The organism is Kribbella sp. NPDC020701, from assembly GCF_055562215.1.
Window position 1 is genome coordinate 254,150 of record NZ_JBVHFT010000007.1, and the last position, 24,120, is coordinate 278,269.

Genomic DNA, 24,120 nt, shown 5'->3' on the forward strand with positions numbered 1-24,120 from the left:
TTGGAGTTGATACTCCAATTTTGGATGGCGACTATTGGAGCAATTACTCCAACTACCCGATGGGACTCGATATGACGCAGGACTTCGCCGGCCGGACCGCACTGGTGACCGGCGGTAACAGCGGGATCGGGCGAGAGGTGGCCAACCAGCTCGCCCGGCGGGGTGCGCACGTGGTGATCAGCGGCCGGGACATTGCCCGGGGCAACCAAGCGGTCGAGGAGATCCGGGTGGCCGGCGGCCGGGCCGACTTCGTCCAGGCGAACCTCGCTGACCTGGACAGTGTGCGATCGCTGGCCAAGCAGGCGATCGCGCTCGGCGACGGGCATGTCGACGTACTGGTGAACAACGCGGGGATCTTCCCGTTCGCGCCGACCGCCGAGGTTCCGGACACCGACTTCGACGAGGTGTACGCCGTGAACGTGCGGGCACCGTTCTACCTGGTCGCCGAACTCGCGCCGCTGATGGCCGAGCGCGGTCACGGTTCGATCGTCAACCTGACCACGATGGTGGCGTCGTTCGGCATGGCCGGGATGGCGTTGTACGGCTCGAGCAAGGCGGCACTGCAGTTGCTGACCAAGTCGTGGGCGGCCGAGTTCGGCCCGGCCGGGGTGCGGGTGAACGCGGTCAGCCCCGGCCCGACCCGGACCGAGGGCACCGCCGTACTCGGTGACAACCTGGACGGCCTGGCCGGTACGACGCCACTGCAGCGGGTCGGTACTCCGGCCGAGGTCGCCGCCGGCATCGTCTTCCTCGCCTCCGACGAGGCCGCCCTCATCCACGGCACCACCCTGCCCATCGACGGCGGCCGCCTCGCCGTCTGAGCGCACTGTCTCGCTTCAGGCGGACGCGCTGAGGGCCGCGATGTACTCCGTCCCGGTGCAGAGGGTGCCGAAGCGCGGGAAGACGTACGACACCGCGAAGTCGTGGGCGTCCTGGTCGAGGCCGGTCATCGCGTCCGTGACGTAGACGGTCTCGTAGCCGAGGTCGTCCGCGCCGCGGCCGGTGGACTCGACGCCGAAGTTGGTCGCGATGCCGGCCAGCACCAGGGTCCCGATCCCCCGGGCCTGCAGCTCCGGATCGAGGGGCGATCGGCCGAACGCGCCGACCGACCGCTTGACGATCTCCAGGTCGCCCGGCCGCGGGGCGACCTCCGGCGCGAATCCGCTCCCCTCGGGCTGGACCTCGACCCCCGGCCGCTCGACCCGGACATTCACGACCAGCCCGCCGACCGACCGGGTCGCGTTCGCGAGCGCGACGCAGCGCGCCAGCACCTCCGGCCCGGCCAGCGGCGCCGTGTCCAGCGCGATGATCCGCGGCATCAGATCGATCAGGACGAGCGCCGTACGACGAGGATGCAGGGTCAGCGTGGTCACGGCACCGACACTAGTTCAGACCGGCGGCCAGGTTCTCCGCGAAGGCCACGTCCTGCTCGGTGCCCGAGAATCCGAGCCGCCAACTGCCGCCGTCGTACGAACCGGGTGGGAGCGGGCGCCCACCCGGTTGCCAAGTGGCTGCCAGGCGACCGCGCCGTTCGACCGGTCGTACCAGTGGTTGTCCTCGGCCCAGGCTGAGCCCGGCCGGTACGCCGTGACGACGCTGAGGCCCAGTCCCCGTCGCCATCGACCAGCTCGGCAGGCCCGCAACGTCTCCGTCGCGACCGAACCCGCCGGGGTCGCCTTGGACGGGCAACGCCGAGTCGACGTTCAATGCGACCTCCCAGACCGGCGCGTTCGTGGCGCCCTGGACTGTCCAGGTGAGCCGCGTGTCGAAGGTGCCGCGACCGGTGACGTCCGCGAACGTCCAGTCGCTGCTCTGTGTGGTCTCGCCCCGGTGCGAGATCGCGCTGAAGTAGCCGGTCTTGCCTGTCACCAAGTCGACCGCCTTGCGTGCATCACGTGACGCGGTCACTTCGTGCTGGCCGGTCAGCGGGTACGCCGACGTGTTCACCAGAGTGACTTTGGCGCGAGCGGCGTACGGCATCGGCCACCACGAGGAGTACCAGCCGTCTGGGTCCATCGCGAAGAACAGGGAGCGGACGGGGTTCTCACCGAGGCCGGAGCCGAAGAACTCGCCGATCGGGGCGTCGACCCGCTTCTGTCCGTCGATGGTCACCTGCACGCGGACGCCGGCCAGCAACGAGTCGGACGGCTTCACCGAACTCGTTGGTGATCGTGAGCTGCGACTTGCCGGCGGTCGCGCTCGCGGGCAGCTCGACGACCTGGTCGAGCCATTGCGCACCTTGGGCCTTGAGCGGCGCCCACTCGCCGGCCTGAACGCCGTCGACGAGGACCTTCGCGCGCTGATTGCCGATCCGCAGGTCCATCCGGCGGATCAGCTTCACGCCGGTGTTGGCCGGGTCGACCTTCACGGTGAACTTGCTGCTCCCGACGAACGCCCGGCCGTCGTCGGCGAAGCTCTTCAGGTCGAGCCCGACGATCTCGGGAAGCTTGAGGCGCAGCGCGGTCAGCTCACCCGGGCCGGCAGTATCGGCCAGGGTCAGCTGCTTGCCGGGGGCAAGGTTCACCGAAGTTGCGGTGGTCTTGCTGTTCGGCTGCGCGGGCTTGGGGTCCTTCGTGCCGGCGGCCTTGAGCAGGGCGATGACATCCTCGGCCTTGTCACTCGGGTCGAACGTGCTCACGCCGTTCGCGTCCGGGAACTGGCGGTAGTCGACGTGGTAGAAGTACGGATTGCTCTGCGTGGTGATGCGCATCGAGGAGCGGTACGGCATCGGGACGCGGATGTAGACACCGCCGCTGGTCTGCACCCCGTTGGCGACCAGCGGGTAGCTGAACGGCGCGCCGAGCTTGCCGTCGACGATGTCCTGCAGTGCGGCGTGCAGGACCTGCTTGCCGTCGAGCTCGACGGTGATCGTGCCGGTCTTGGTGACGTTGCCTTCGTCGCGGGTGAACCAGATCGACGCGACCTCGCCCGGGCCGGAGTCCTCCGCGATCACACACCCGGCGTCCGTCGTACGCAGGCAGGAGTACTTGCCGTCGAACCCGTCGTTGTTGGTGCCGTCGCGGCCGAAACTGGAGAACTGTTTGGTCCGTACGCCGGTCTGCAGCTCGGGCAGCCGGTCGAGGTTGCGATACACCTCCCACCCGACCGGTCCGTTGTCGTTTCCCGCGGCTGTGCTGCCTGACGCCGAGACCGGGACGGTGAGCACTAGCAACGAACAGACAAGGAGGGCAACGGCACGACGGAGCATGGGGCGGCCTTTCCGACGTCATGGGAAATCGATTTCTGAGATACCTACCATCGATTCACCGTGGTTGAGAAGAGGTCGGCGGCGACGACTTTGCTGTCCACGAGGTGGCACCCGCTGGACCTGTCGCTGGTCGATGGACGCAGACTGGGTGCGCACACAACTTGAGACTGCGGGAGATTCGATGAGTTCTGCCAAAGCCCAGATCGGCGTCACCGGCCTCGCGGTGATGGGTCGCAACCTGGCCCGGAACCTCGCGCGCAACGGGTTCCGTGTCGCCCTGCACAACCGCTCCCAGGCGCGCACCGACTCGCTGGTCGAGGAGTTCGGCTCCGAGGGCGACTTCGTCCCGTCCACCGACCTGGCCGGCTTCGTCGAGTCGCTCGAGTTGCCGCGCAGGATCATCATCATGGTCAAGGCCGGCGCGCCGACCGACGCGGTCATCGACGAACTGGTGCCGCTGCTCGACGAGGGCGACATCGTCGTCGACGCCGGCAACGCGCACTTCCTGGACACCCGGCGCCGCGAGGCCGCGCTCCGCGAGCAGGGGCTGCACTTCGTCGGCAGCGGCGTGTCCGGCGGCGAGGAGGGCGCGCTGAACGGCCCGAGCATCATGCCGGGCGGATCACCGGAGTCGTACGCGGCGCTCGAGCCGATGCTCACCAAGATCTCAGCGCACGTGAACGGCGAGCCATGCTGCGTGCATGTCGGACCGGACGGCGCGGGGCACTTCGTCAAGATGCTGCACAACGGCATCGAGTACGCCGACATGCAGCTGATCGCCGAGGCCTACGACCTGCTCCGGCACGTGCTCGGGCTGTCCCCGGCCGAGCTGGCGGACGTGTTCCTGGAGTGGAACACCGGCGACCTCGAGTCGTTCCTGATCGAGATCACCGCCCAGGTGCTCAGCCAGACCGACCCGACCACCGGTGGGGCATTCGTGGACGTCGTACTGGACCAGGCCGAGCAGAAGGGCACCGGCCGGTGGACCGTCCAGTCCGCGCTCGACCTCGGCATCCCGGTGAGCGGTATGGCCGAGGCCGTCTTCGCGCGGTCGCTGTCGGGTGACGTCGTACGGCGCTCCGCGGCAGCCGGCGTACTCCCGGGGCCGGCCGAGACCAAGGCGGACGTCGACCGGGACGCGTTCATCGACGACGTGCGGCACGCGCTGTACTCGTCGAAGCTGGTCGCGTACGCGCAGGGCTTCGACGCCATCCGGGCGGCCAGCGAGGAGTACGACTGGGACATCGACCTGGGCGCGATGGCGACCATCTGGCGCGGCGGCTGCATCATCCGCGCCCGCTTCCTGGACCGCATCAAGGAGGCGTACGACCGGAACCCGGCGCTGCCCTCGCTGCTGGTGGACGACTACTTCAAGGAAGCGGTCGCCAACGGGCAGGAGGCCTGGCGACGGGTGGTCGCGACGGCGGCGCAGGTGGGCGTACCTGCTCCTGGCTTCTCAGCGGCCCTGTCGTACTACGACGGACTGCGGGCCGAGCGCTTGCCGGCCGCACTGATCCAGGGTCTGCGGGACCTGTTCGGTGCACACACCTACAAGCGGGTCGACCGTGAGGGCACCTTCCACCTGGAGTGGTCCGGCGACCGCTCCGAAACGACCCAGTAGACCGCGACTGCCGCGAGGCACAGGAAGCCGGCCGCTCCGAGGCTTGCCACGGTGAATCCGTGTACGGCGTCGGAGTGGGCGGCTATGGTCCCGGCGACTGTGCTGAGCAGCGCCGTACCGAGTGATGCACCTACCTGCTGAGACGTCATCACCATGGCGCCGGCCACCGCACTGTCGGGGCCGGCGCCGAGGGTAGCGGTGCTGTTCGCCGTGACCAGCACCCAACCCGTGCCCAGTCCGACCAGCAGGAACACGGGCATGACATGTAGCCAGTAACTGCTGTCTGCCTTGAGGAACCCCAGCAGCGTCAGTCCTGCTGCGATGGTGACCAGCCCTGGGCAGATAAGTGAGCGCACTGCTGCTTTGGCCAACAGTGGGCTCACTGCGCGCACGCCAGCCATCAGGCCTACGGTCAGCGGCAGGAAGGCCAGGCCGGCTCGCACCGGTGAGTAGTGCCGGATGTTCTGCAGGTAGAACGTCAGGAAGAACAATGCGGCGAACATGCCGATCGCCAGGCTGAACACCGCCAAGTACGACCCACCGCGCCTGCGGTTGAGGACGACCCGCAGTGGCAGCAGAGGCGCCTTGGCTCGCGACTGGACTGCGACAAACGCTATGAGCAACAGGACTCCGGCGGTCAGGGGCAGCCAGGTTGCGGGTGCACTCCAGCCATCCGGCTCCGCTCTGGCGAAGCCGAACACCAGTCCCATCAAGCCGGTGGTTGCGAGCAGTGCACCTGCGATGTCGACGCGCACCCCATCCGCTCTCTGCACCGGTCGGACGGCGTACAGCACGCCGCCGGCCGCCAACGCAGCGACGGGGAGATTGACGTACATGCACCAGCGCCAGTCGAGGTAGTCGGTCAGCACACCGCCGATCAGGACACCTAGACCGGACGCACTTCCCATTGCGGTGCCATAGATGCCGAACGCCTTCCCACGCTCGGCAGGCAGGGGGAAGGACGCGGCCAGGGTCGCCAGTACGGCGGGAGTGAGGAGCGCGCCGAAGACTCCTTGCAGAGCACGACCTATGAGCAGCATGGCCGGACCGGTTGCGGCACCACCGAGGGCCGAGGCCGCCGCGAAGCCGGTCAGGCCGATGAGAAGGGCACGCCGACGCCCGATCAGGTCGCTCATCCGGCCGCCGAGCAGCAGGAGGCCGCCGTACCCGAGGGCGAAGAGGGTGATCACCCACTGGCGGGTGGAGTCCGCGAGTCCGAGTGATCGCTGCACGGACGGCAGTGCGATGTTCATGATGGTCAGGTCGATGCCGATCATCAGCTGCGCCGTTGCGACGGCCGCCAACGCCCACCATCGCCGCACGTCCGGCACCTGCTGCGTCTCTGCAGCCGCTTCCGACCTGGTGATGTCGGCCATGGCTAGAACATCCCGTTCGAGTTGGCGGACTCGTCGGGAATCGGCTGCATGACGTCCCAGTGCTCGACGATCTTCCCGTCAGTGTCGAGGCGGAAGATGTCGACGATCGCCGTACCCGGTTGGCCCGGGACGCGGACGCCGTACACGTGGGCGACCACGTACTCGCCGTCGGCGAAGATCCGCTTGACCTCGGCGCGGAGCTCGGGAAAGTCCTGGCGCAGCGTCCCGAGGAACGCCTCGAAGCCGTCGATCCCGTCCGCGATCCGTGGGTTGTGCTGTCGGTAGCGGTCGCCGAGGAGAGCTGCGGCGGCCGGGAAGTCCTTCTGATTGAGACCGACCTCGTAGAAGTCGAGAACGGTCTGCTTGTTGCGTTCGAGGGTGGTGGTCATGGGTCCGTTTCCCTAAGTGAACAGCTGTAGTGCTACGACTGTAGGGCAACGCTCGTTGCAATACAATCGACTTCATGGACGCGACCACGCCGACCGCTTCGCCGACCCGCAACCGGAATCGCCGGGGCCAGGGGGAGCTGCTACGGCGCGACATCATCGACGCCGCACTGCGGATGCTGAACGAGCTGGGCGACGACGAGGCCCTCTCGCTGCGCGCCGTCGCCCGCGAGGTCGGGATCGCGGCGACCTCGGTCTACATCCACTTCGCCGACCGCGACGAGCTCGTGTTCGCCGCGCTCGAGCAGTGCACCGCGGACCTGATCCGCAACCTCGACCAGGCCGAGGCGAGCGGTGGCGACGATCCGGTGGAGCAGCTACGGGCGCGGCTGCTGTTCCTCGGCACATGGGTCCGGGAGTACGCCGGGCTCTACAAGGTGCTGCACGAGAGCACGCTCAATCGACGGATGCACCTGGCCTTCAAGGAGGAGCTGGCCACGCGTGCAGTCGCCGCCGTGCAGCGCTGCATGGACGCCGGCCTCGCGCCGGCCGACGACGCCGCCGCGGTCGCTTTCGATCTGCGGGCGGCCGTGCACGGCGCGGTGTCGATCCGGATCAACGAGCCGGAGGCCGATCTTCCGCCGCTGCAGGATCAGATCGACCGATTCCTGGTGAAGCTGCTCGGCGTGAAGGGCCACTGAGCGCTGGGCGGTTCGGCTGGCGATCGCGGGGCGATCGCGGGGCGGTTTGGCTGGGAGTCGAACGTGTGTTCTAATAAACTCTCAGCGCCAGCCCGCTCACGGCGGGCGATGTTCCGAAGGAGATCGCCGCAACGATGACTGTAGACACTCTGGCAGCAGAAGCGCCGTCGACCGACGCCGACACTCCCGACGCCTTGGTCCCATCTGTCGACAGCGCAACCCCCGAGAGCACGCCGGCACCGGACGCTCCCGTCGAGGACAAGCCCAAGAAGGCTCCCGCCAAGAAGGCGGCCGCCAAGAAGACCAAGACCCTGGAGCTGACCCTCACCGTCACCGGCACCGCCGACGGCGAATGGCACGCCGAGCTCAAGCAGGGCACCACTTACCTGGCCCGCGGCCTGGCCGTCGCAGCCGCCGCCGTCTCCCGCGCCGCGAAGGAACTCCACGAGGACCTCTCCACCCCCATCGACGAGGTCATTGAAGCCGCCCGCGAGCAGCAAGCCGCCAAGGTCGCCGCCCTCGAAGCCGAGCTGGAGGCAGCCCGCAAAGCCCTCGCCGACCTCGAGGACTAACCCCCTGCGGAGCCCCAAACCACACGCACCCCGGCCGAGCGTCTCGCCACGCCCCGGGGTGCGTGGCCCCACCTCAACCCCACACCCCAGACATAACCCGCCGGCTATTACCACGGTGACGTACCGGTGGAAATGTGATGAACCCGCCGCGCCGGATTGCTGGGCGTGGCGATGACCTAAGCCTTACCGTGTTTTTCTGGGCCGATCCCACCGGGCCCTGACCGCTCCGAACCGAAGGGGTCAGATGAGTACTTTCCAGGACATGGGATCGCTGCTGCTGGTACGCGGCGCGGATGAGCTCGAGCACGCGGGCGGGAGTCTGTACGTCCACCTCCACCGCGTCGCCAAGCGCCTCACCTCCCTCGGCGCCTCCGACACGCTCGCCCTGGCCGGCCTCGCGCACGCGGCGTACGGAACCGACGGTTTCCCGACCCACCTGTTCGACTGGCAGACCGAGCGCCCGATGCTGGAATCCGTCATCGGCACCGAGGCGGAGCTGATCGTCTACCGCTACGGCTCCTGCGAACGCGAGACCACCTGGCGCGACCTCGCTGAACACCACACGGTCACCGACCGCTTCACCGGTACGTCCGAGGAGCTCAGCACCGCCGATCTCCGCGACTTCGTCGACCTCACGATCGTCAACGAACTCGACGTCCTGGACCACGCCCCCGCCCTGGCCCCCAAGCTCCGCCTGTTCCTCCAAGAACAAATCCCTCGCTGGCAATCCCTCGCCTCCCCAGCCGTGCTCACCGAATCCCAACGCACCCTCCAGCTGTAAGGTCGCCGCACCGCCGACCTCGGCGTACTCGCGGACGCCGCGCGCGCCGACACCGCCGCACCTCACAGATCGGGCTGGGGGCGGCGGTCAGACTTGGGGCGTGAAACGGTTCCTGCGCCGGGCGTTGCTGGCCATCCTCGGTTTCTGGCTGATCGTCACGGCAGCATCACTCGGCTACAACGCCTTCACAAACGGAACCGCCACACCCCCACCCGGGCTCAAGTTCGTACAGACCGGTGACATCAAAACCCGCTACGACACCTGGGGTACGACGGGCACACCGGTGGTGCTCATCCACGGCGCAGTCGAATCAGTCGACGCCTGGTCCCGGCTCGTACCCCTGCTGGCGACCAATCACCGGGTCTACGCCTACGACATCACCGGATACGGGTACAGCGAGCGCAAAGCGCCGTACACCGTGGAACGCCTTGCCGGCCAACTCCTGGAGTTCCTCGACGCGATGCACCTCGGCGGTCCCGGGCAGCCGCGCCCGATCCTGGTCGGCCATTCCCTGGGCGCCGGCATCGCCGCCGAGGCCACGCTCGAGGCTCCGGCGCGCATCGGCGGAATCATGTTCCTCGACGGCGACGGTCTGCCGCTGCCCGGTGGTGACTCCGGAGTACGACGGGTGGTCGTTCCGCCGTACCGCACGACGATCCTTCGCCTCGTCCTCGGCTCAGACCGGCTGATCCGCAAGATCTACAACGACACGTGCGCCCCGGACTGCCCCGCGCCGGAAGTCGACCAGTGGACCCGTCCCTTCCGCCAACCCGGCGCGGAGAAGGCGATCTGGCAAATGACCGCCGATGGCATCCCTGCGGTCTCCCCCGATCGCCTCGCCCACCTCCGCGACCTCCCGATTCCCAAGTCAGTCGTCTTCGGCGCCCTCGACACCAACGGCGGCAACCCGACCGAAACCGCCACCCGCATCGGCGCCCCCGCGCCCACCCTCATCCCCCACGCCAACCACCTGACCCCCATCTCCAACCCCGCGGAGGTAGCCGCCGCCATCAACACCCTCACGCCCGCCTAGTCGCCGGGGCGGTCCAGACGCTCGGGGTCCTGACCCGCACCACGACATCCCCACGAGCCGGGCCGCACGAGCCGGGCCGCACGAGCGCCATCGGGAAGTTGCCCTCGCGGAGGGTAGCCACGCCGGACTCCACACCCCAGTGCGGCCGGGACCTCGGGTTTCTGGAAAACGAAGGCGGGGCGACGGATGATCGGGGTATGGGCCGATATGAAGTGGTTGCTCGCGCGAAGACTGATCGACGCCTGTCTGACTCCGACTATCTCGAGCTCGCCTTGAGGTCGTGTGCCCTGGACAAGGGCATGCGGTTCCAGCGGGTTGAGGCTCTGCCCGATGGAAGTGTCGCGATTGTGCTGCAGCACAAGATGGCGGCGCGCAAGCACGACGAGGCGTGTGGCATGGCGAACCGGAGCCTTGCTCAGCTCGGCTTCCCGGCCTCGCAGGTGCAGCAGATCGACCTCCACCGCTTGTCCCGCAAGGGACGCACACTCATCCGCTCCTGGCACACCCGGCAGGACCCACCCGGCACCGCAGGCGACCGCGAACCGCGCCGCCCCAACCCCACACCCCCACACCTGAACGCAGCCCTCGACCTCCCCCACGACTGACACCCCAATTCGGCCGGGGGGTGGAGACAACACTCACCTCCGCCACGACACACCCCCACCCGGCTGCGGGGCGGAGGGAAACATCCCCCGACACGCGCACTCGTCCATGGGGTGGGAGCAACATTCACCTCCCCGCGACCGGGAGCCCCACTCACCTGTGGGGTTGGGGTTAGGGGGTGAAGACTTCGAAGCGGGTGGCGTATTTGGTGCCTAGTCGGGTGCCGGCGGGGCGGGCGACGCCTTCGAGGAATTCTTCGGGGTCGAAGTGGGGCCAGTTGAGGCCGTCGATGTAGGCCTTGTGGGCTTTCAGGGACTCGATGCCGGTGGCGAAGGTCTCGGTGGTGTCGGCGGCGTGGCGGGACCCGGGTGAGCCGCAGGCCCAGACCTGGCGTACGCCGCCCCAGCGCTCGCCGGCCTCGGGGAAGATCCAGCGGTTGGCAGCGTCGCGGACGGCGTCCAGGGTGGCGCGGCCGGTGTTGATGTGGTCGGCCTGGTTGAGGAGTACGTCGCCGTCCCAGGTGTCGCGGAAGTTGTTGGTGATGACGATCTCCGGCTGGTGCCTGCGGATCACCTCGGTGATGGCGCGGCGGAGCGCAACGCCGTACTCGATGGTGCCGTCCGGCTGGCCGAGGAACTCGACCGATGAGACGCCGACGATCCGCGCGGATTCGATCTGCTCGGCTTCCCGCAACGGGCCGCACTCATCCGGTGCGACACCGTCGATGCCCGCCTCGCCGGAGGTGAGCAGGCAGTACACGATGTCCTTGCCCTGCCTGGTCCATCGCGCGATCGCCGCCGCCGACCCGAACTCCAGGTCATCCGGGTGGGCGACCACCGCCAGCGCCTTCTGCCAGTCTTCGATCACCGGTTCGAGCCCCTCCACAGCATTCATGTCCGCAGGCTAGCCCGCACCACGGCAGCCCGGAAACATCTTTGCCCAAAGGGGTCAGCCGAAGATGTGCCGAGCGTGGAGGTTCTCTAAGAGGTCAACTGCCGGGTGTGCGGGTTCTCGAACGCCTTAGCCGAAGACTTGTCGGGTGTAGGGGTTCTCGAAGGTGCGTTGCGGGTCCAGGCGGTCTCGGACGGCCAGGTAGTCGTCGAAGCGGGGGTAGCGGGTGCGGAGGTCCGCAGCGGTGAGCGTGTGGAGTTTGCCCCAGTGCGGTCGGCCGTTGTAGTCGGCGACAATGCGCTCGAAGGCGGGGAAGTACGGGTCGTGGGGCAGGCGATGGTACTGGTGGATGGCGATGTACGCGGTGTCGCGGCCGTACGCGGTCGAGAGCCAGATGTCGTCCGGCGCGGCGACCCGGACCTCGATCGGGAACGGGATGCGTGAGCCCGAGCTGTCGATCCAATCCCGGAGGCGGCGGATGACGTCGACCACGTGCTCCCGCGGTACGGCGTACTCCGACTCGCGGAAGACCACGTTGCGCTCGGAACAGAACACCTTGTACGACGCGTCGACGTACTCGCGGGCTGACAGGGCACGGGACGCGAGCTGGTTGATCCGCGGGACCAGGCCGGGACGCCGGACCGCGAGCCGGTTGGTCAGCTCGAAGACCTTGTTGGACAGGAGTTCGTCGTCGACCCAGCCGCGGATCCGGCTGACCGGAGACGCGCCGACGCCGGTCGCGACGCGGTTGTTGCGCTTCGTCAGCGCGATGTCGGTGTGCGGGAACCAGTAGAACTCGAAGTGATCGTTGCCATCGGCAAGTTCATCGAATCCGTTCAGGACGTCGCCCAGCGGGAGCGGCATCTCTTGGGCACGCAGGAGGTATGCCGGAACGCACTGCAGAGTGAGCGCGCTGATCACGCCGAGCGCGCCGACGGAGACGCGGGCCGCGGCGAAGATGTCCGGATTCTCTTCTGCCGAGCAGTGCAGGATCGAGCCGTCCGCGGTGACAAGGTCGAGCGCGACGACTTGCGTGGCGAGACCACCGAGGCGCGCACCGGTGCCGTGGGTGCCGGTGGAGATCGCGCCGGAGATGGTCTGTTTGTCGATGTCACCGAGGTTCGCCATTGCGAGGTCGAAGGCGGCGAGGCCGGCGTTGAGCTTGCGCAGACCGGTGCCCGCGCCGACGGTCACAAGGCCGGAATCCTTGTCCGCATGGATGATCGAGGACAATCCGTCCATCCGGATCATCACCTGCTCGGGCACCGAGCAGCCGGTGAACGAGTGCCCGGCGCCGACCGCTTTGAGCCTCTTGCCTTGCTCGGCCGCGGCCTTCACCACTGCCGCGAGCTCGTCGGTCGAGGTCGGGCGAAGGAGCTCCACACCGGTCGCCGACTCGGTGCCGGCCCAGTTCCGCCAGGTGCTCATCCCATCCTCCCGTCACCTCGGTCGGAGACGAGGTCATCCGGCCTGGTGCTCATCCGAAGTTCTTCCCCTCGCCGCGGTACGTCGTGAGCTCGGTCAGCTCGTCGCCGTCGATCGCGTGCACGACATCGAATCGCTCCAGCATTTCGCCCGCCTTTGCATAGCGCATCCAAACCCTGTCACCAAGATGCAGCCCATCGGCGGAACTTCCAAGGACCGGAGTCTGCACTTCTCCGGCACCTTCTGTGCCCAACAGCTTCAAGCCGGACGGCCAAGCAGGCAAGGGCAACCGCGATTTCTTGGCCGGGCCGGAGGCGACGTAGCCGCCGCCGAACAGCGTGGCGATCCGCGGGGCAGGACGCCGTACGACGTCCAGCGCGTAGGCGACCGCGTGCTCCGGCTGGAAGACATCGTACTTGTCGAACAGGGTCGGTCCGTAGAAGCCGGAGCCGGCAGTGACTTCGGTGACGACGGGGTCGGCGCTGCTGATCTCGAGGCTGCCGGTGCCGCCGCTGTTGACGAGCCGGACCGGTGCGAACTGCTTGACCGCATCGACGACTGCGCCGCGGCGGTCGGCGAGCTCGGCTGCGGAGCGGCGCTTGACCCAGCGGACGGCCGGTGAGGTGTCGGGCAGGCCCGCGATCTGCGCCTCGTAGAACATCACGCCGGTCAGCTCGAAGGCGTCGTCCGCGGTGACCGTACGGGCGAGTGCGGCGACGTCGGCGGGGGTCCGCAGCGGAGAGCGGCGTACGCCCAGATGCTGGCCGAGGACTCGCAGCGACGCGTCCACGTCGAGGCAGACCTGAATGCGGGCGCTGCCGGTGGCGACGGACTTGATGAAGGCCAGGTGCTCGGGTGAGTCGATCATCAGGGTGATCTTCGCGGCCGCCTCGGGGTCGTTGGAGAGGGTGCGGAGCGCTGTGCGGTGGGTGGTCGGGTAGCCGAGGAGGATGTCGTCGATGCCGTTGCGGGCGAGCCAGAGGGCTTCGGGGAGGGCGTAGCTCATCACGCCGTGGAACCCGGGGCGCTCGAGGGCGGCGGCGATGAGAGCGCGGCAGCGGACCGATTTGGAGGCGATCCGGATCGGTGTGCCGGCGGCGCGGCGGACCAGATCGTCGGCGTTGCGGCGGAACGCGGCGAGGTCGACGACGGCGTACGGCGCGTCGAGGTCCGCGGTCAGGCGGGCATACCGGTCGAAGTCACCCATAACCGGAGTGTAGGACAAACAATACTGAAAGGTAATACAACTTCTTGAGGTGTTGGGAGGGCACAGCGCCTGCGGCGCCCGGAGGTGAGGGGACGAGGTCAGCCGAGGCCGGGGACTACGGCGAATCGATGGTGGTTTGGAGGGTTTGGACGGTGGTGTGGGACCAGGGGGTCTGGGATTCGGGGTCGGTCGAGGTGGTGGCCAGGAGGGCGACGGTGGTGTTTTGGAGGACTGAGATGTCTACGTAGGACTCGGCTCCGGCGTAGGTGCGGATGGCCGTCGCCGCAGAGTCGTCGGACCAGAGTTGTTTGACGGCGAGGTCGCCGCCAGTGCCGCAGGACTTCATGCGGTCTTGGTAGCCGGAGAAGTAGGCGGTCGCCTTGGCGCTGTCCGCGAAGCGCAGCAACAGCGCACTGGCGGGGAGGGCGTCGGGGGTGCGGTAGCTGCCGGCCAGGGCGTACTGCGGGACCGGGAGCGAGCCGGTGACCGGCTGGCCGGAGCAGCCGGAGGGGAGGGCTTCGAAGGCGGCCTGGTGTGGTTCGCGGCGGCGGGTCCAGGTGTTGTTGCCCAGGAAACCCGCCTCCGCGCCGCCCGGATCGGCGTACGTCTTCCAGCCGGCGCCGAGCTTGTCGGGCGCCGGCAGGTTGCGTGCACTCAGCGGACCGGCTGTGGCGGGAGGTGGCGCGGTCGCTTCCTCCGGTAGCTCAGGTGGGACGGCGGCATCGGTGGGCTTCGCGGTGCTCAACGTGTTGGTCGGCACCGGCACCGTGCCACCGATCGTGCTGGGAATCGGAGTCGCCGTGGGGGCTGCAGCCTGAGGCCCCGAAGCCGCCTCAGAGCTGCAGCCCGCCAGCAGCACTGACAGCCCCACAGCGGCTACCAGGGTTTTCACTTCGGCTCGAAGTGCTGGTAGTCGGGCTTGGCCCAGCGCGCGCCCCAGAAGTAGCCCTGGGCAATCAGATACTTCGTGGCGATGCTGCTCGCGAAGAGCATGCCCGGACGCGACACCGACCGGTTGCGGTAGGCAAGCCCGTTCGACGGGTACCAGACACCGTTCGCGGCCAGGTAGGGGTTCTCCACGGTGTTGATGTCGATCGCCCAGCCGTAGGAGTGCGGCGAGAGCGAGTACGGATCACCGGTGACCCGGCGGCAGTTGAAGGCCGAGGTGTTGTCGGCCGCCATCGACCTGACGTCGCTGCCGCCGAACCTGTCCACCCGCACCATCTGCCGGATCGGGAACTTCGAGTTGAACGTCGCCGTCCAGACCGTGATCATCTTCGCCACAGCGGCGTCCCGCAGGACCAGCTCACCGCGGTGCACCTTGCCGTCGAAGCCCCAGTAGTTCAGCTGCAGCAGTCGCAGCGACGACGGCTTGACCGGGCAGCCGGCCCGGTACGTGTTCGGCACCATGGCGGCCGAGACGGCGTACACCTTGGGGTTCAGTGCGGCCTTGACCACGATCTTGGCCAGGCCGGAGTACTCCATCGCGGGCTGGCTGACGTAGCGGGTCAGTACGCGCACGGTCCGGGTGGACGGTACGTCGTCCGGGACGCGGAGCCGGAAGTTGCCGGCCGCATCCATCTTCGCGATGCTCAGCGTTCGCCACTTGCCGCTGCCGAGGTACTCCTGCAGCCCGAGCTCCTTGCCGGGCTCAGCCGGCGTCATCCGGCCGGTCACCGACGCTCCGGTCAGCGTCGCGTACCACGCGGCCGGAGTGTTGATCACGATCTTGCGGTCCTGGATCGGCACGCTCCGGTACGCCGAGATCGCCAGAGCGGTGGTGTCCTTGACCCCGATCATGGTCCGGAACGCAAACGTACCGGTGTACGGCCAGGTAAAGCTGAACTTGTATACCCCACCGGCCGTGGTCCGCGTGGACGCGCGCAACACCCAGGCACCCGGGACGCGCTGCCACAGCGTGATGTACGAACCGGTGATCGGCTGGCTGATCTTCCCGGTGAAGATCGTCGGCTTGTCCTCCCAGGACGCGGCCGGTTGATCCAGCGTGATCGACCACGCCGCCGCCGGCGTGGGAGTCGGCGTGGGCTCCTCAGCCGCTGGAGGAGTTGGCGTCTCGGCTGCCGGAGGAGGAGTCGGCTCATCCACGTCAGGCGTCCCGGACGGCGCGACACCAACGGTCGGCGGTGTCACCGACGGGTCGTCGACCGCCTGGGCAGCACCAGCCGGCAGCACCCCCAACAGCAGGACGCCAACCACTCCCATAGAACGCAACGTCTTCCGCATGCCTCCCCCTCCTTGGGTTCACCCACCTACCCACATAAGAGGCAGTCACACAAGAAGACGTCACACCCAACGCGGAAGTTCTGTTATTTCTGCAATCTTTTCACCGCGGCATCGATGCGCTCGTCCGTCCCGGTCAGCGCCACCCGCACGTGCCGCTCCCCCGCCGCGCCGTAAAAGGCGCCCGGTGCAACGAGAATGCCCAGATCCGCAAGTGCCCCGACCGAGCCATAGGCGTCGTACGACGGATGTGAGGCCCACAGGTAGAGCCCGCCGTTGGAGAGGGTGATCTCCCAGCCGGCGTCGGTGAGCGCGTCGCGGAGGACCGCCCGCCGACGCAGATACCGCGCACGCTGCTCCTCCACATGCGCGTCGTCCGCGAAAGCGACCGCCATTGCGGCCTGGATCGGGGACGGCACCATCAGTCCAGCGTGCTTGCGTACGGCGAGCAGCTCAGCCACGACCGACGTGTCACCGGCCACGAAGCCACCGCGGTAGCCGGCCAGGTTGGAGCGCTTGGACAGCGAGTGCACCGCGAGCAGGTTGTCGAAGCTGCCACCGCACACCTCCGGATGCAGCACCGACACCGGCTGCGCGTCCCAGCCGAACTCGGCGTAGCACTCGTCACTGACCAGCAGTACGTCGTTCGCCCGCGCCCACTCGACGGCACGCCGCAGGTCGTCGGCCGAGGTGATCTCACCGGATGGATTGCGCGGGGAGTTCAAGTACGCGACCCGGACCGGACCGTCGTACGTCGCCACGTCCGCAACAGGCACGCTGGTGGCACGGGCCAGTGCAGCGCCCGCCTCGTACGTCGGGTAGGCCAGATCCGGGATGAGGACAGTGTCGCCCGCTCCGATGCCCAGCAGCGTCGGCAGCAGCATGATCAGCTCTTTGGTACCGATCACGGGCAGTACGCCGGTCTGCGGGTCCACTCCGGTGACATCGAGACGCCGGGCCATCCAGTCCACGGCTGCCTGCCGGGCGGACGCCGTACCGATGGTGGTCGGGTACGCCGGGGCGTCGGCCGCGTCGGCCAGGGCCTTCTGCACCAGGTCCGGCACCGGGTCCACCGGACTGCCGATGGACAGGTCGACGATGCCGTCGGGATGCTCGGCCGCCTTCTGCTTGTACGGGGCGAGCTTGTCCCACGGGAAATCAGGCAACCGGCTGGAGGTCTCGAAGATCACTGCGCCATTGTGTCAGCACGGCTTTCCGGGATCGACCTTGTCTAGGATCTGGTCGGCGATCACCTTGAGCTGGGCGAGCTGATCCGGCGTGAGCGTGTCGATCACGTACTCGCGGACCGTCGCGACGTGCCCTGGGGCCGCGGCAACCAGGATCTCGTAGCCGGCGTCGGTCATGGTGGCGACCGTGATCCGGCCGTCGTCCTCGGCCGGCCGGCGCTCGACGAAACCGCGCTTCTCGAGCCGCTTGACCACATGCGAGAGCCGCGACAGCGACCCGTTCGCGAAGCCGGCCAGGTCGCTCATCCGGCGGGACCGGTCAGGTGACTCCGACAACCCGGCGAGCACCAGGTACTCGAAGTGGGTCAGGCCGGAGTCCCGCTGCAGCTGGTAGTCCAGGACTCCGGGCAGCTTGAACATCAACGCGGCCAGCGACATCCAGGTCGCCAGCTCGTCCTGCTCCAACCACCGCGGTTCACCCTCCACGAGACCAGCATACCGACTTAGTTGACGCTTCAAGTCACCCGAGCTACCTTTGGGTTGACGCATCAACTGATGACCGAGAGTGAGACATGAACATCTTTCTGTGGATCGTCGCCGGAGTTCTGGCCGCCTTCTTCCTGGCCGCCGGCGCGACCAAGCTGACCCAGAGCCGGCGCAAGCTGCTGGCGAATCCGAACATGCAGTGGGTCGAGGACTTCTCCGCCGGCACCATCAAGCTGATCGGCACCGCCGAGGTGCTCGGTGCGCTCGGCCTGATCCTGCCCGGCGCCCTCGACATCGCCCCGATCGTGGTCCCGCTCGCCGCGACCGGGCTCGGCGTGATCATGATCGGCGCGATCATCACGCACGGCCGCCGCAAGGAGCCGCAGCCGATCGTGATCAACGCTGTCGTACTGATCCTGGCCGCGCTGGTGGCCATCCTCCGTTTCGGCCCCAACAGCTTCTGAGCCACCTGCCACGTCCTGCTCCGTCATAGCGTCCTACTCTGCCGGGAGTAAGCGGCAGCGTTCACCCTGCACGCAGAGCAGGCCACCGCGAAGGTGAAGATGCGTCAGAACCGGACCGAGGGCGACCGGAGGGACGATTGCCGCACACGACCGTGCAAAGGGGTGAGGGATGACGTACGACGTGGCGGTGGTGGGGGCCGGGGCGATGGGGTCGGCGGCGGCGCGTGCTCTGGCGGCGGCCGGGCGTGAGGTCGTCGTACTGGAGCAGTACACGCTCGGGCACGACCGTGGTGGGTCGCACGGCGGCACGCGGCTGTTCCGGCCGTCCGCGGACCATGCGGAGGTGGCGCGGCTGACCGAGCAGGCCAGGCCGCTGTGGCGCGAGCTGGAGGAGGACTCCGGTCAGACGCTCTTCGAAGTCACCGGTGGTATCGACCATGGCGCGGATGACGCGATGGTCGAGGCCTTCCGGTCGTTGCACGCGGCAACCGGTGAGGTGCTGACCCCGGAAGCAGCGACGGAGCGCTGGCCAGGCTTCCGGTTCGAGACGCCGGTGCTCTATCAGCCGAACTCGGGACGCCTGTACGCCGATCGCACTGTCAGAGCACTCCAGTCCGTGGCAACCCGGCTGGGTGCGGAGTTCCGGGTGCAGTCGCCGGTGCGAGCGGTGCGGGTCCACGACGACCTGGTGGAGCTCGACGTACCGGGTGGTGCGGTGCGGGCGCGGCACGTGGTGGTGACGGCTGGGTCGTGGGCTCCCAAGTTGCTGACCGGACTGGTGCCGTTGCCGGAGTTCACGGTGACGCAGGAACAGCCACGGTTCTTCGCGCCGGTGTCGGACGAGCTGGACTGGCCGAGCTTCGTGCACTCGGGTCCTGGCAGCTACGGGTTGTTCGAGCCCGGGTCCGGTGTAAAGGTCGGACTTCACGCAACTGGTCCGGTGGTCGACCCGGACATGCGTGACTTCGCGGTAGAGCCGGAGCGGGACGCCAAGCTGCTCCAGTACGTCGAGGAGTGGTTCCCCGGCCTGGACACCGGGAATTCGACGGCGATCAGCTGCCTGTACGACAACACACCGTCGGACAACTTTGTCATCGACCGGGCCGGCCCGATCACGGTCGCGGTCGGCTTCTGCGGCCAGGGCTTCAAGTTCGTACCGCTGGTCGGCGCTTTCGTCCGGGACCTGGTTCTCGGCGAGGGCACTGTCCCGGCACGGTTCCGCCTCGCGAGCCACGCGGGGGTCTAGCGTTGTTCACCGACGGTCTAGCGTTGATCGACCACCACGTGCACGGGGTGGCCCAGGGCCCCTTCGACCGTGCGGGCTTCGAGCAACTGATCACCGAGTCCGACCGCCCGGTCCCGCCCTGGATGTCGACGTTCGACTCTCAGCTGGGCCTGGCCATCCGCCGGTACTGCGCTCCCCTGCTCGGACTGGAGCCACATGCGTCGGCCGACGACTACCTGGCTGCTCGGGCCCAGCAGGACGAGGGCGTCTTCCTCAGGGCGGCAGGTGTCAGCGACTATCTCGTCGACACCGGATACCTGGGTGACATGGACGGATTGGCGAAGGTGAGCGGGGCACGCACCCATGAGATCGTCCGCCTCGAGACGGAACTCGAGTACGTCGCCGCCCACGAGTCCACGGCGTCCGGCGTACCAGATGCGTTGGTACGGCGGCTCGAGACTCGGACTGCCGACGCGGTGGGCTTGAAGAGCATCGTGGCCTACCGGCACGGGTTCGACTTCGATCCGACCGAGCCGAGCGCCGCAGAGGTCCAGGCCGCGCTGGACCGTTGGTACTCCGCGGGTGCCGACCGCGTGACCGACCCAGTGCTGCTGCGCTGGCTGCTCTGGCTGGGAGCGCGACGCGGTCTCCCGTTGCAACTGCACGTGGGCTTCGGCGACCCGGATCTGAACCTACGGACCGCCGACCCGCTCCTGTTGACAGAATGGCTGCGACTGGTGGAGCCACTCGGCACACAGGTCGTGTTGCTGCATTGCTACCCGTTCCACCGCGAAGCCGGATACCTCGCGCATGCCTTCCCCCACGTGAGCTTCGACCTCGGCCTCACCACCATGTACGTCGGAGCACGCGCGTCCGCCGTGATCGCGGAGGGGCTGGAACTAGCGCCGTTCGCGAAGCTGCTCTACTCCTCCGACGCCGCCGGTCCGGCCGAGCTGCACTACCTCGGCGCCCTGTTGTGGCGGCGGGCCGTCGACACTGTCCTCGGTGGGTTCGTCGAGCAGGGCGACTGGTCCGCCACCGATGCCCATCGAGTCGCGACGCTATGGGGCCGCCACAACGCCCAGCGGCTGTACGGGATCGAGTGACAGTGACGAGTGTGTGCTGCGGGCAACGAGACAGATGACCTACAGGTAGAGGCCGGTCTGGCCGTCCTCGAGGCGGCCGGCCGCGACCGCGTGCAGGTCGCGCTCGCGGAGCAGGATGTAGTCGTCGCCGCGGACCTCCACCTCGGCCCGGTCCTCCGGGTCGAACAGGACCCGGTCGTCCACCTCGACGGTCCGGACGTTGGCGCCGATCGCGACCACCTTCGCCCAGGCGAGCCGGCGGCCCATCTGCGCGGTGGCCGGGATCAGGATGCCGGCCGACGACTTCCGCTCGCCCTCCTGCTCGACCGAGACCAGCACCCGGTCGTGCAGCATCCGGATCGGCAGTTTGTCGTCGGACAGCCGCTTGCGAGAAGTCACCGGCGACCCACCAGCCGGCGGATCAGCAGCAGGACGGCGATCACGCCGACCGCGGCGCCACCGACCGCGACGATCTTCTGGGTGCGCAACTGACCGCTTTCGTCGAAGACCTGGGCCTTGGCCTGCTCGACCTGGCGCAGCGCGACGTTCTTCGGGTTCGCCCGGTCGACCAGCTCGTCCACGGTCGAGGCCAAGCGCGCCCGGGTGGCGGCGATGTCCGCCTCGATCTGCTCGGCGGTCCGAGCCTTCGTGTCCGACACCTGTCGACGCTCCCATCTACAAAACAACACCGTACCTATCGGGCCTGCCCCGGGATGGCCGGGCCTGCCCCTGTCTGCTCCCATCCTCGCAGGTCATCCCCGCAAGTCCACGACCACCTTGATGTCATCCGGCTCCCGGACCAGTGCCGACGGCCAGTCCGACAGCGGCACGGTCCGCGTAATCAGCCGCTCCAGCCAGGACCGGTCGGCCGCGAGCAACACGTCCACAGCGTCCGCGTAGTGGCGCTTACCCGCGTTCACCGACCCGACCAGAGCCACGTTGCGGACCACCAGTTGCCGGATCAGTGCGTCCAGCTGGACGTCGATCGACGCCGGTCCGGGTGAGATGCCGGTCAGGCACATCACTCCGGCAGGCGCGAGCAGCTTCGCGCAGTCGAACACCACCTGCCCGGCCCCGGTCGCCTCGATCACCACATCGGGTACGACGTCCAGGTCGCTCAGGTCGGTCAGGTACGTCCCACCAAGTGCCCGCACCAGCTCCGGTTTCGGCCCGTCCACGACCCGGTCCAGCACATGCACGTCGTACCCACGCTGGCTGGCGATCAGTGCGGCGAGCAGGCCGATCGGTCCGGCACCGGTGACGAGCACGTGCTTCGGCCCGAACCACGACCGCCCGCCGACCTGGTCCACCTGCTCCCAAGCCTTTGTGAGGATGCTGGCCGGCTCCACGAGTATGCCGAGGTGCCCGAGCTCACCGGGGACCGGTACGGCGAAGTACGGGTCCACGCGCCACCGCTCAGCGCCGTACCCGTCCATCTCCTTGATGCCGCGCTCGGTGTACAGCCCGTTGCGGCAGAAGTCCCACTCACCGCGTGCACAGGCCGGACAGGGCTCCGGGTCGGGCCTGCGAACCACACCGGCGACCAGGTCCCCACTGCCGTAGCCAGAACCTGCTGGAGCCTCCAACACGCGGCCCAGCGACTCATGGCCGAGGACAAGATGGTCGGCGCCCGGCCTACCGCTCCCGAACGCACCGGAGACCAACTCGATGTCGGTCCCGCAGATGCCGGTGAACAGGCCCTCCACCAGGACCGATCCATCACCGTCGGGTGGCGCTGGTACCTCTTCGACCCTGGCCGAGTCGGCTTTCCCCGGCGTGACTGTCATGGCCCGCATGCGCTCAGGCTAACCGGGTCATGTCGACGGTGACCTCGATGGCGGTCGCCGCGCCACCGGAGTAGATGCCCTTCAGCGGCGACACGTCGGCGTAGTCGCGGCCGGTCGCGACCCACACGTGCCGGTGGCCGATCGGGATGTCGTTGGTCGGATCGAAGCCCCACCAGTCACCGGTCCACGCCTCCACCCAGGCATGGCTCTCCCCCACCACCGTCTCACCGACGGCGGCGTCGGGCTTGGTGTGCAGGTAGCCGGACACATACCGCGCCGGTACGCCGACCGCGCGCAGCATGGCGAGCGTGAGGTGCGCGTAGTCCTGGCACACGCCCTCACCGGCCTGCCACGCGTCGATGGCGGACGAGTGCACCCCAGTGGTGCCGCGCTGGTACTTCAGCGTGTCGTGCACCCACTGGGAAACGGCCAGCACCGTGTCCTGCGGCGTACGGCCGGTGCGCAGGGACCTGGCGACCGCGGCCAGCTCACGGTGCTTCGGGACGTAGTCGGTCCACTCGAGGTACTCGGCGTACCTGTCGAGGGTCTCGTGGGCCCGGATGTCGGGCCAGCTCGCGTCGACGGCCGGCGGTGGCTCCGCGGTCGTCTCGACCACGGACGCCGCGACGACCTTCAACTCGGTGTGCGGAGTGTGCAGGTCGAACGAGTTGACCTCGGTACCCCAGTAGTCCGTGTACTTGTACGCACGGGTCGGGGGAACCGTCTCCAGCCGGGCGACCATGAGGTTCTGCCGGGCATCGCTGCGTGGCGTGAGCCGTGCTTCGTTGTAGGACTGCGTGACGGCGGTCGCATACCGGTAGCCGGTGGTGTGGACTACCCGGAGACGCCATGCTTGATTCCTTCCCCGCCCCACCGCCCCGGTCTTCACAGGTTCACCTCCGCGTTGTTCCACTCGATCCAGGGCACCGCATGGAAGTACTGACGCGACACTGCCTCGCCCACCTCGCGGACTGTGGTCTGGAGCGCCTGCAGTCTGCCGGTAAGGTCGTCGAGCAGCTCGGCCGGTCGCAGGAACTCCAGATCGCTCCGGGCCTTACCCAACAGCCGTGAGGCTTCGGCTCCCGCACCGATCCGGGCGGAGGGTCCATGGTCGAGCGCTTCGAGGCAGGACTCCGCCTGCATAAGTGCGTGGAACGCGGACCGCGGGAACAGTCTGTCCAGCAACAGGAACTGCACCACCCGGGACGCATCCAGTGCACCCCGATAGGTCCGCAGGTACGTGTCATGTGCACCAGCGGAACGCAGGACTGTCACCCAGCCCGGCGATGTCGGCTTGTCACCCACACGCGACATCAGCAGCCGGACGATCATGTCCACCCGCTCCACCGACCGTCCGAGGACCAGGAATCGCCATCCGTCGTCCCGGCTCATCGTGGAGTCGGCCAGCCCGGCGAACATCGCGGCCCGGTCCTCCACGAACGTGAAGAACTCGTGCGGCCCCACCCGGCGCGCAGCTCGCTGCCGCTCGGGTACGGCGTTCCACATGGCGTTGATGCATTGCCACAGCTCGCTGGACACCACCTCGCGGGCGACCCGGGTGTTCTCGCGGGCGCTGCCGATCGAGGAGACGATCGAGCCGGACTCCGGCGACATCGCGACCAGCTCGGTCAGTCCCCACACGTCCAGCGGGGTTCCGTCGGGTGGCGTGATGCCCAGAACCGCGAGCAGCGTGCGGCTGGCCGTGTCCGCGTCGACGGTCGCGTCCTCGAGCAGTTGGTGGACCGACACGTCGAGGATCCGCGCGGTGTCGTCCGCGCGTTCGACGTACCGGCCGATCCAGTACAGCGACTCGGCGTTGCGTGCGAGCATCGTCAGCACCT

Annotated in this window: 27 protein-coding genes; 10 read left to right on the forward strand and 17 right to left on the reverse strand. The window is 68.2% G+C overall.

What is annotated here, in order from left to right; all coding sequences use genetic code 11:
* The first annotated feature begins 20 nt into the window (after nucleotides 1–20).
* On the forward strand, nucleotides 21–821 hold the full coding sequence (locus tag ACZ3HV_RS19045) for an SDR family NAD(P)-dependent oxidoreductase (RefSeq protein WP_465686010.1): 801 nt from the start codon (nucleotides 21–23) through the stop codon (nucleotides 819–821).
* 15 nt (nucleotides 822–836) lie between these two features.
* On the opposite strand, the gene ACZ3HV_RS19050 is transcribed toward ACZ3HV_RS19045, so the two are convergent.
* From ACZ3HV_RS19050 to ACZ3HV_RS19060, 3 genes are read right to left on the reverse strand one after another with little or no spacing between them, the layout of a single operon-like run.
* Nucleotides 837–1,373: an isochorismatase family protein gene (locus ACZ3HV_RS19050; protein ID WP_465686011.1), complete on the reverse strand. Its 537-nt coding sequence runs from the start codon at nucleotides 1,371–1,373 to the stop codon at nucleotides 837–839.
* A 10-nt stretch (nucleotides 1,374–1,383) separates the two neighbouring features.
* Nucleotides 1,384–2,154 (reverse strand): DUF2961 domain-containing protein, encoded by a 771-nt coding sequence (locus ACZ3HV_RS19055; RefSeq protein WP_465686013.1) that lies wholly within the window; start codon nucleotides 2,152–2,154, stop codon nucleotides 1,384–1,386.
* Entirely contained in the window at nucleotides 2,045–3,208 is a 1,164-nt protein-coding gene (locus ACZ3HV_RS19060; RefSeq protein ID WP_465686015.1) for a hypothetical protein, read from the reverse strand. Before ACZ3HV_RS19060 ends, ACZ3HV_RS19055 begins: the two co-directional genes overlap by 110 nt.
* Nucleotides 3,209–3,389: 181 nt before the next feature.
* Between ACZ3HV_RS19060 and gndA the strand changes: the two genes are divergently transcribed.
* The gene (gene gndA / locus ACZ3HV_RS19065) at nucleotides 3,390–4,829 is read left to right on the forward strand and encodes an NADP-dependent phosphogluconate dehydrogenase (RefSeq protein WP_465686017.1); all 1,440 of its coding nucleotides are present in this window, start codon (nucleotides 3,390–3,392) and stop codon (nucleotides 4,827–4,829) included.
* Here the strand turns inward: gndA and ACZ3HV_RS19070 are convergent.
* Together ACZ3HV_RS19070 and ACZ3HV_RS19075 are read right to left on the reverse strand one after the other, a co-directional pair.
* Nucleotides 4,757–6,205, reverse strand: coding sequence for an MFS transporter (locus tag ACZ3HV_RS19070; protein WP_465686018.1), 1,449 nt, complete (start codon nucleotides 6,203–6,205; stop codon nucleotides 4,757–4,759). The genes gndA and ACZ3HV_RS19070 overlap by 73 nt on opposite strands.
* Before the next feature lie 2 nt (nucleotides 6,206–6,207).
* Entirely contained in the window at nucleotides 6,208–6,594 is a 387-nt protein-coding gene (locus tag ACZ3HV_RS19075) for a nuclear transport factor 2 family protein (RefSeq protein ID WP_465686020.1), read from the reverse strand.
* 74 nt (nucleotides 6,595–6,668) lie between these two features.
* Here ACZ3HV_RS19075 and ACZ3HV_RS19080 point away from each other — a divergent pair, with 74 nt between their 5' ends.
* The 5 genes from ACZ3HV_RS19080 to ACZ3HV_RS19100 all read left to right on the forward strand — a co-directional run bounded on the left by ACZ3HV_RS19080 (nucleotide 6,669) and on the right by ACZ3HV_RS19100 (nucleotide 10,283).
* A complete protein-coding gene (locus ACZ3HV_RS19080; RefSeq protein WP_465686022.1) occupies nucleotides 6,669–7,292 on the forward strand; it encodes a TetR/AcrR family transcriptional regulator in 624 nt (207 codons plus the stop codon).
* Between the two features lie 134 nt (nucleotides 7,293–7,426).
* The gene (locus ACZ3HV_RS19085; protein ID WP_465686024.1) at nucleotides 7,427–7,864 is read left to right on the forward strand and encodes a DUF6319 family protein; all 438 of its coding nucleotides are present in this window, start codon (nucleotides 7,427–7,429) and stop codon (nucleotides 7,862–7,864) included.
* A 244-nt stretch (nucleotides 7,865–8,108) separates the two neighbouring features.
* Nucleotides 8,109–8,645 carry a DUF6817 domain-containing protein gene (locus ACZ3HV_RS19090; protein WP_465686026.1) on the forward strand — a complete coding sequence of 179 codons (537 nt, stop codon included), beginning with the start codon at nucleotides 8,109–8,111 and terminating at the stop codon, nucleotides 8,643–8,645.
* Nucleotides 8,646–8,745: 100 nt separating this feature from the next.
* A complete protein-coding gene (locus tag ACZ3HV_RS19095) occupies nucleotides 8,746–9,678 on the forward strand; it encodes an alpha/beta fold hydrolase (RefSeq protein ID WP_465686028.1) in 933 nt (310 codons plus the stop codon).
* A gap of 197 nt (nucleotides 9,679–9,875) precedes the next feature.
* Complete coding sequence (locus ACZ3HV_RS19100) at nucleotides 9,876–10,283, forward strand: hypothetical protein (protein WP_465686030.1); 408 nt, start codon at nucleotides 9,876–9,878, stop codon at nucleotides 10,281–10,283.
* A gap of 169 nt (nucleotides 10,284–10,452) precedes the next feature.
* On the opposite strand, the gene ACZ3HV_RS19105 is transcribed toward ACZ3HV_RS19100, so the two are convergent.
* The 7 genes from ACZ3HV_RS19105 to ACZ3HV_RS19135 all read right to left on the reverse strand — a co-directional run bounded on the left by ACZ3HV_RS19105 (nucleotide 10,453) and on the right by ACZ3HV_RS19135 (nucleotide 17,718).
* Complete coding sequence (locus ACZ3HV_RS19105) at nucleotides 10,453–11,175, reverse strand: PIG-L deacetylase family protein (protein WP_465686032.1); 723 nt, start codon at nucleotides 11,173–11,175, stop codon at nucleotides 10,453–10,455.
* A 126-nt stretch (nucleotides 11,176–11,301) separates the two neighbouring features.
* On the reverse strand, nucleotides 11,302–12,600 hold the full coding sequence (locus tag ACZ3HV_RS19110; RefSeq protein ID WP_465686034.1) for a D-arabinono-1,4-lactone oxidase: 1,299 nt from the start codon (nucleotides 12,598–12,600) through the stop codon (nucleotides 11,302–11,304).
* 49 nt (nucleotides 12,601–12,649) lie between these two features.
* Nucleotides 12,650–13,804: an amino acid deaminase/aldolase gene (locus ACZ3HV_RS19115; protein WP_465686036.1), complete on the reverse strand. Its 1,155-nt coding sequence runs from the start codon at nucleotides 13,802–13,804 to the stop codon at nucleotides 12,650–12,652.
* 115 nt (nucleotides 13,805–13,919) lie between these two features.
* Nucleotides 13,920–14,570 (reverse strand): hypothetical protein, encoded by a 651-nt coding sequence (locus ACZ3HV_RS19120; RefSeq protein ID WP_465686038.1) that lies wholly within the window; start codon nucleotides 14,568–14,570, stop codon nucleotides 13,920–13,922.
* 122 nt (nucleotides 14,571–14,692) lie between these two features.
* Nucleotides 14,693–16,048, reverse strand: a complete 1,356-nt coding sequence (locus ACZ3HV_RS19125; protein ID WP_465686040.1) for a M15 family metallopeptidase — start codon at nucleotides 16,046–16,048, stop codon at nucleotides 14,693–14,695.
* 83 nt (nucleotides 16,049–16,131) lie between these two features.
* Nucleotides 16,132–17,232 carry a succinyldiaminopimelate transaminase gene (gene dapC / locus ACZ3HV_RS19130; RefSeq protein WP_465686325.1) on the reverse strand — a complete coding sequence of 367 codons (1,101 nt, stop codon included), beginning with the start codon at nucleotides 17,230–17,232 and terminating at the stop codon, nucleotides 16,132–16,134.
* A gap of 15 nt (nucleotides 17,233–17,247) precedes the next feature.
* A complete protein-coding gene (locus tag ACZ3HV_RS19135; RefSeq protein WP_360358984.1) occupies nucleotides 17,248–17,718 on the reverse strand; it encodes a MarR family winged helix-turn-helix transcriptional regulator in 471 nt (156 codons plus the stop codon).
* An 86-nt stretch (nucleotides 17,719–17,804) separates the two neighbouring features.
* Here ACZ3HV_RS19135 and ACZ3HV_RS19140 point away from each other — a divergent pair, with 86 nt between their 5' ends.
* The 3 genes from ACZ3HV_RS19140 to ACZ3HV_RS19150 all read left to right on the forward strand — a co-directional run bounded on the left by ACZ3HV_RS19140 (nucleotide 17,805) and on the right by ACZ3HV_RS19150 (nucleotide 20,513).
* Nucleotides 17,805–18,182, forward strand: a complete 378-nt coding sequence (locus ACZ3HV_RS19140) for a DoxX family protein (protein WP_465686042.1) — start codon at nucleotides 17,805–17,807, stop codon at nucleotides 18,180–18,182.
* Between the two features lie 169 nt (nucleotides 18,183–18,351).
* Nucleotides 18,352–19,428, forward strand: a complete 1,077-nt coding sequence (locus ACZ3HV_RS19145; RefSeq protein WP_465686044.1) for an FAD-dependent oxidoreductase — start codon at nucleotides 18,352–18,354, stop codon at nucleotides 19,426–19,428.
* A gap of 23 nt (nucleotides 19,429–19,451) precedes the next feature.
* Entirely contained in the window at nucleotides 19,452–20,513 is a 1,062-nt protein-coding gene (locus tag ACZ3HV_RS19150) for an amidohydrolase family protein (RefSeq protein WP_465686046.1), read from the forward strand.
* Between the two features lie 39 nt (nucleotides 20,514–20,552).
* Here the strand turns inward: ACZ3HV_RS19150 and ACZ3HV_RS19155 are convergent, their stop codons facing one another.
* From ACZ3HV_RS19155 to ACZ3HV_RS19175, 5 genes are all read right to left on the reverse strand, one after another.
* Nucleotides 20,553–20,891 (reverse strand): GroES family chaperonin, encoded by a 339-nt coding sequence (locus ACZ3HV_RS19155; RefSeq protein ID WP_465686048.1) that lies wholly within the window; start codon nucleotides 20,889–20,891, stop codon nucleotides 20,553–20,555.
* Nucleotides 20,888–21,151, reverse strand: coding sequence for a DUF3618 domain-containing protein (locus tag ACZ3HV_RS19160; RefSeq protein WP_360358976.1), 264 nt, complete (start codon nucleotides 21,149–21,151; stop codon nucleotides 20,888–20,890). The genes ACZ3HV_RS19155 and ACZ3HV_RS19160 overlap by 4 nt, the downstream gene beginning before the upstream one ends.
* A gap of 93 nt (nucleotides 21,152–21,244) precedes the next feature.
* Nucleotides 21,245–22,288: a glucose 1-dehydrogenase gene (locus tag ACZ3HV_RS19165; RefSeq protein ID WP_465686051.1), complete on the reverse strand. Its 1,044-nt coding sequence runs from the start codon at nucleotides 22,286–22,288 to the stop codon at nucleotides 21,245–21,247.
* A gap of 4 nt (nucleotides 22,289–22,292) precedes the next feature.
* The gene (locus ACZ3HV_RS19170; RefSeq protein ID WP_465686053.1) at nucleotides 22,293–23,168 is read right to left on the reverse strand and encodes a transglutaminase family protein; all 876 of its coding nucleotides are present in this window, start codon (nucleotides 23,166–23,168) and stop codon (nucleotides 22,293–22,295) included.
* Entirely contained in the window at nucleotides 23,165–24,109 is a 945-nt protein-coding gene (locus tag ACZ3HV_RS19175) for an alpha-E domain-containing protein (protein WP_465686055.1), read from the reverse strand. Before ACZ3HV_RS19175 ends, ACZ3HV_RS19170 begins: the two co-directional genes overlap by 4 nt.
* Nucleotides 24,110–24,120: the final 11 nt, after the last annotated feature.

What these genes read in the sequence shown, in the direction of transcription:
- ACZ3HV_RS19110 (WP_465686034.1), bottom strand. Translation starts at nt 12,600, where the DNA reads ATGAGCACCTGGCGGAACTGGGCCGGCACCGAGTCGGCGACCGGTGTG.
- ACZ3HV_RS19175 (WP_465686055.1), bottom strand. Translation starts at nt 24,109, where the DNA reads ATGCTCGCACGCAACGCCGAGTCGCTGTACTGGATCGGCCGGTACGTC.
- ACZ3HV_RS19115 (WP_465686036.1), bottom strand. Translation starts at nt 13,804, where the DNA reads ATGGGTGACTTCGACCGGTATGCCCGCCTGACCGCGGACCTCGACGCG.
- ACZ3HV_RS19070 (WP_465686018.1), bottom strand. Translation starts at nt 6,205, where the DNA reads ATGGCCGACATCACCAGGTCGGAAGCGGCTGCAGAGACGCAGCAGGTG.
- ACZ3HV_RS19105 (WP_465686032.1), bottom strand. Translation starts at nt 11,175, where the DNA reads ATGAATGCTGTGGAGGGGCTCGAACCGGTGATCGAAGACTGGCAGAAG.
- ACZ3HV_RS19125 (WP_465686040.1), bottom strand. Translation starts at nt 16,048, where the DNA reads ATGCGGAAGACGTTGCGTTCTATGGGAGTGGTTGGCGTCCTGCTGTTG.
- ACZ3HV_RS19075 (WP_465686020.1), bottom strand. Translation starts at nt 6,594, where the DNA reads ATGACCACCACCCTCGAACGCAACAAGCAGACCGTTCTCGACTTCTAC.
- ACZ3HV_RS19140 (WP_465686042.1), top strand. Translation starts at nt 17,805, where the DNA reads ATGAACATCTTTCTGTGGATCGTCGCCGGAGTTCTGGCCGCCTTCTTC.
- ACZ3HV_RS19060 (WP_465686015.1), bottom strand. Translation starts at nt 3,208, where the DNA reads ATGCTCCGTCGTGCCGTTGCCCTCCTTGTCTGTTCGTTGCTAGTGCTC.
- ACZ3HV_RS19080 (WP_465686022.1), top strand. Translation starts at nt 6,669, where the DNA reads ATGGACGCGACCACGCCGACCGCTTCGCCGACCCGCAACCGGAATCGC.
- ACZ3HV_RS19145 (WP_465686044.1), top strand. Translation starts at nt 18,352, where the DNA reads ATGACGTACGACGTGGCGGTGGTGGGGGCCGGGGCGATGGGGTCGGCG.
- ACZ3HV_RS19100 (WP_465686030.1), top strand. Translation starts at nt 9,876, where the DNA reads ATGGGCCGATATGAAGTGGTTGCTCGCGCGAAGACTGATCGACGCCTG.
- ACZ3HV_RS19090 (WP_465686026.1), top strand. Translation starts at nt 8,109, where the DNA reads ATGAGTACTTTCCAGGACATGGGATCGCTGCTGCTGGTACGCGGCGCG.
- ACZ3HV_RS19085 (WP_465686024.1), top strand. Translation starts at nt 7,427, where the DNA reads ATGACTGTAGACACTCTGGCAGCAGAAGCGCCGTCGACCGACGCCGAC.
- gndA (WP_465686017.1), top strand. Translation starts at nt 3,390, where the DNA reads ATGAGTTCTGCCAAAGCCCAGATCGGCGTCACCGGCCTCGCGGTGATG.
- ACZ3HV_RS19165 (WP_465686051.1), bottom strand. Translation starts at nt 22,288, where the DNA reads ATGCGGGCCATGACAGTCACGCCGGGGAAAGCCGACTCGGCCAGGGTC.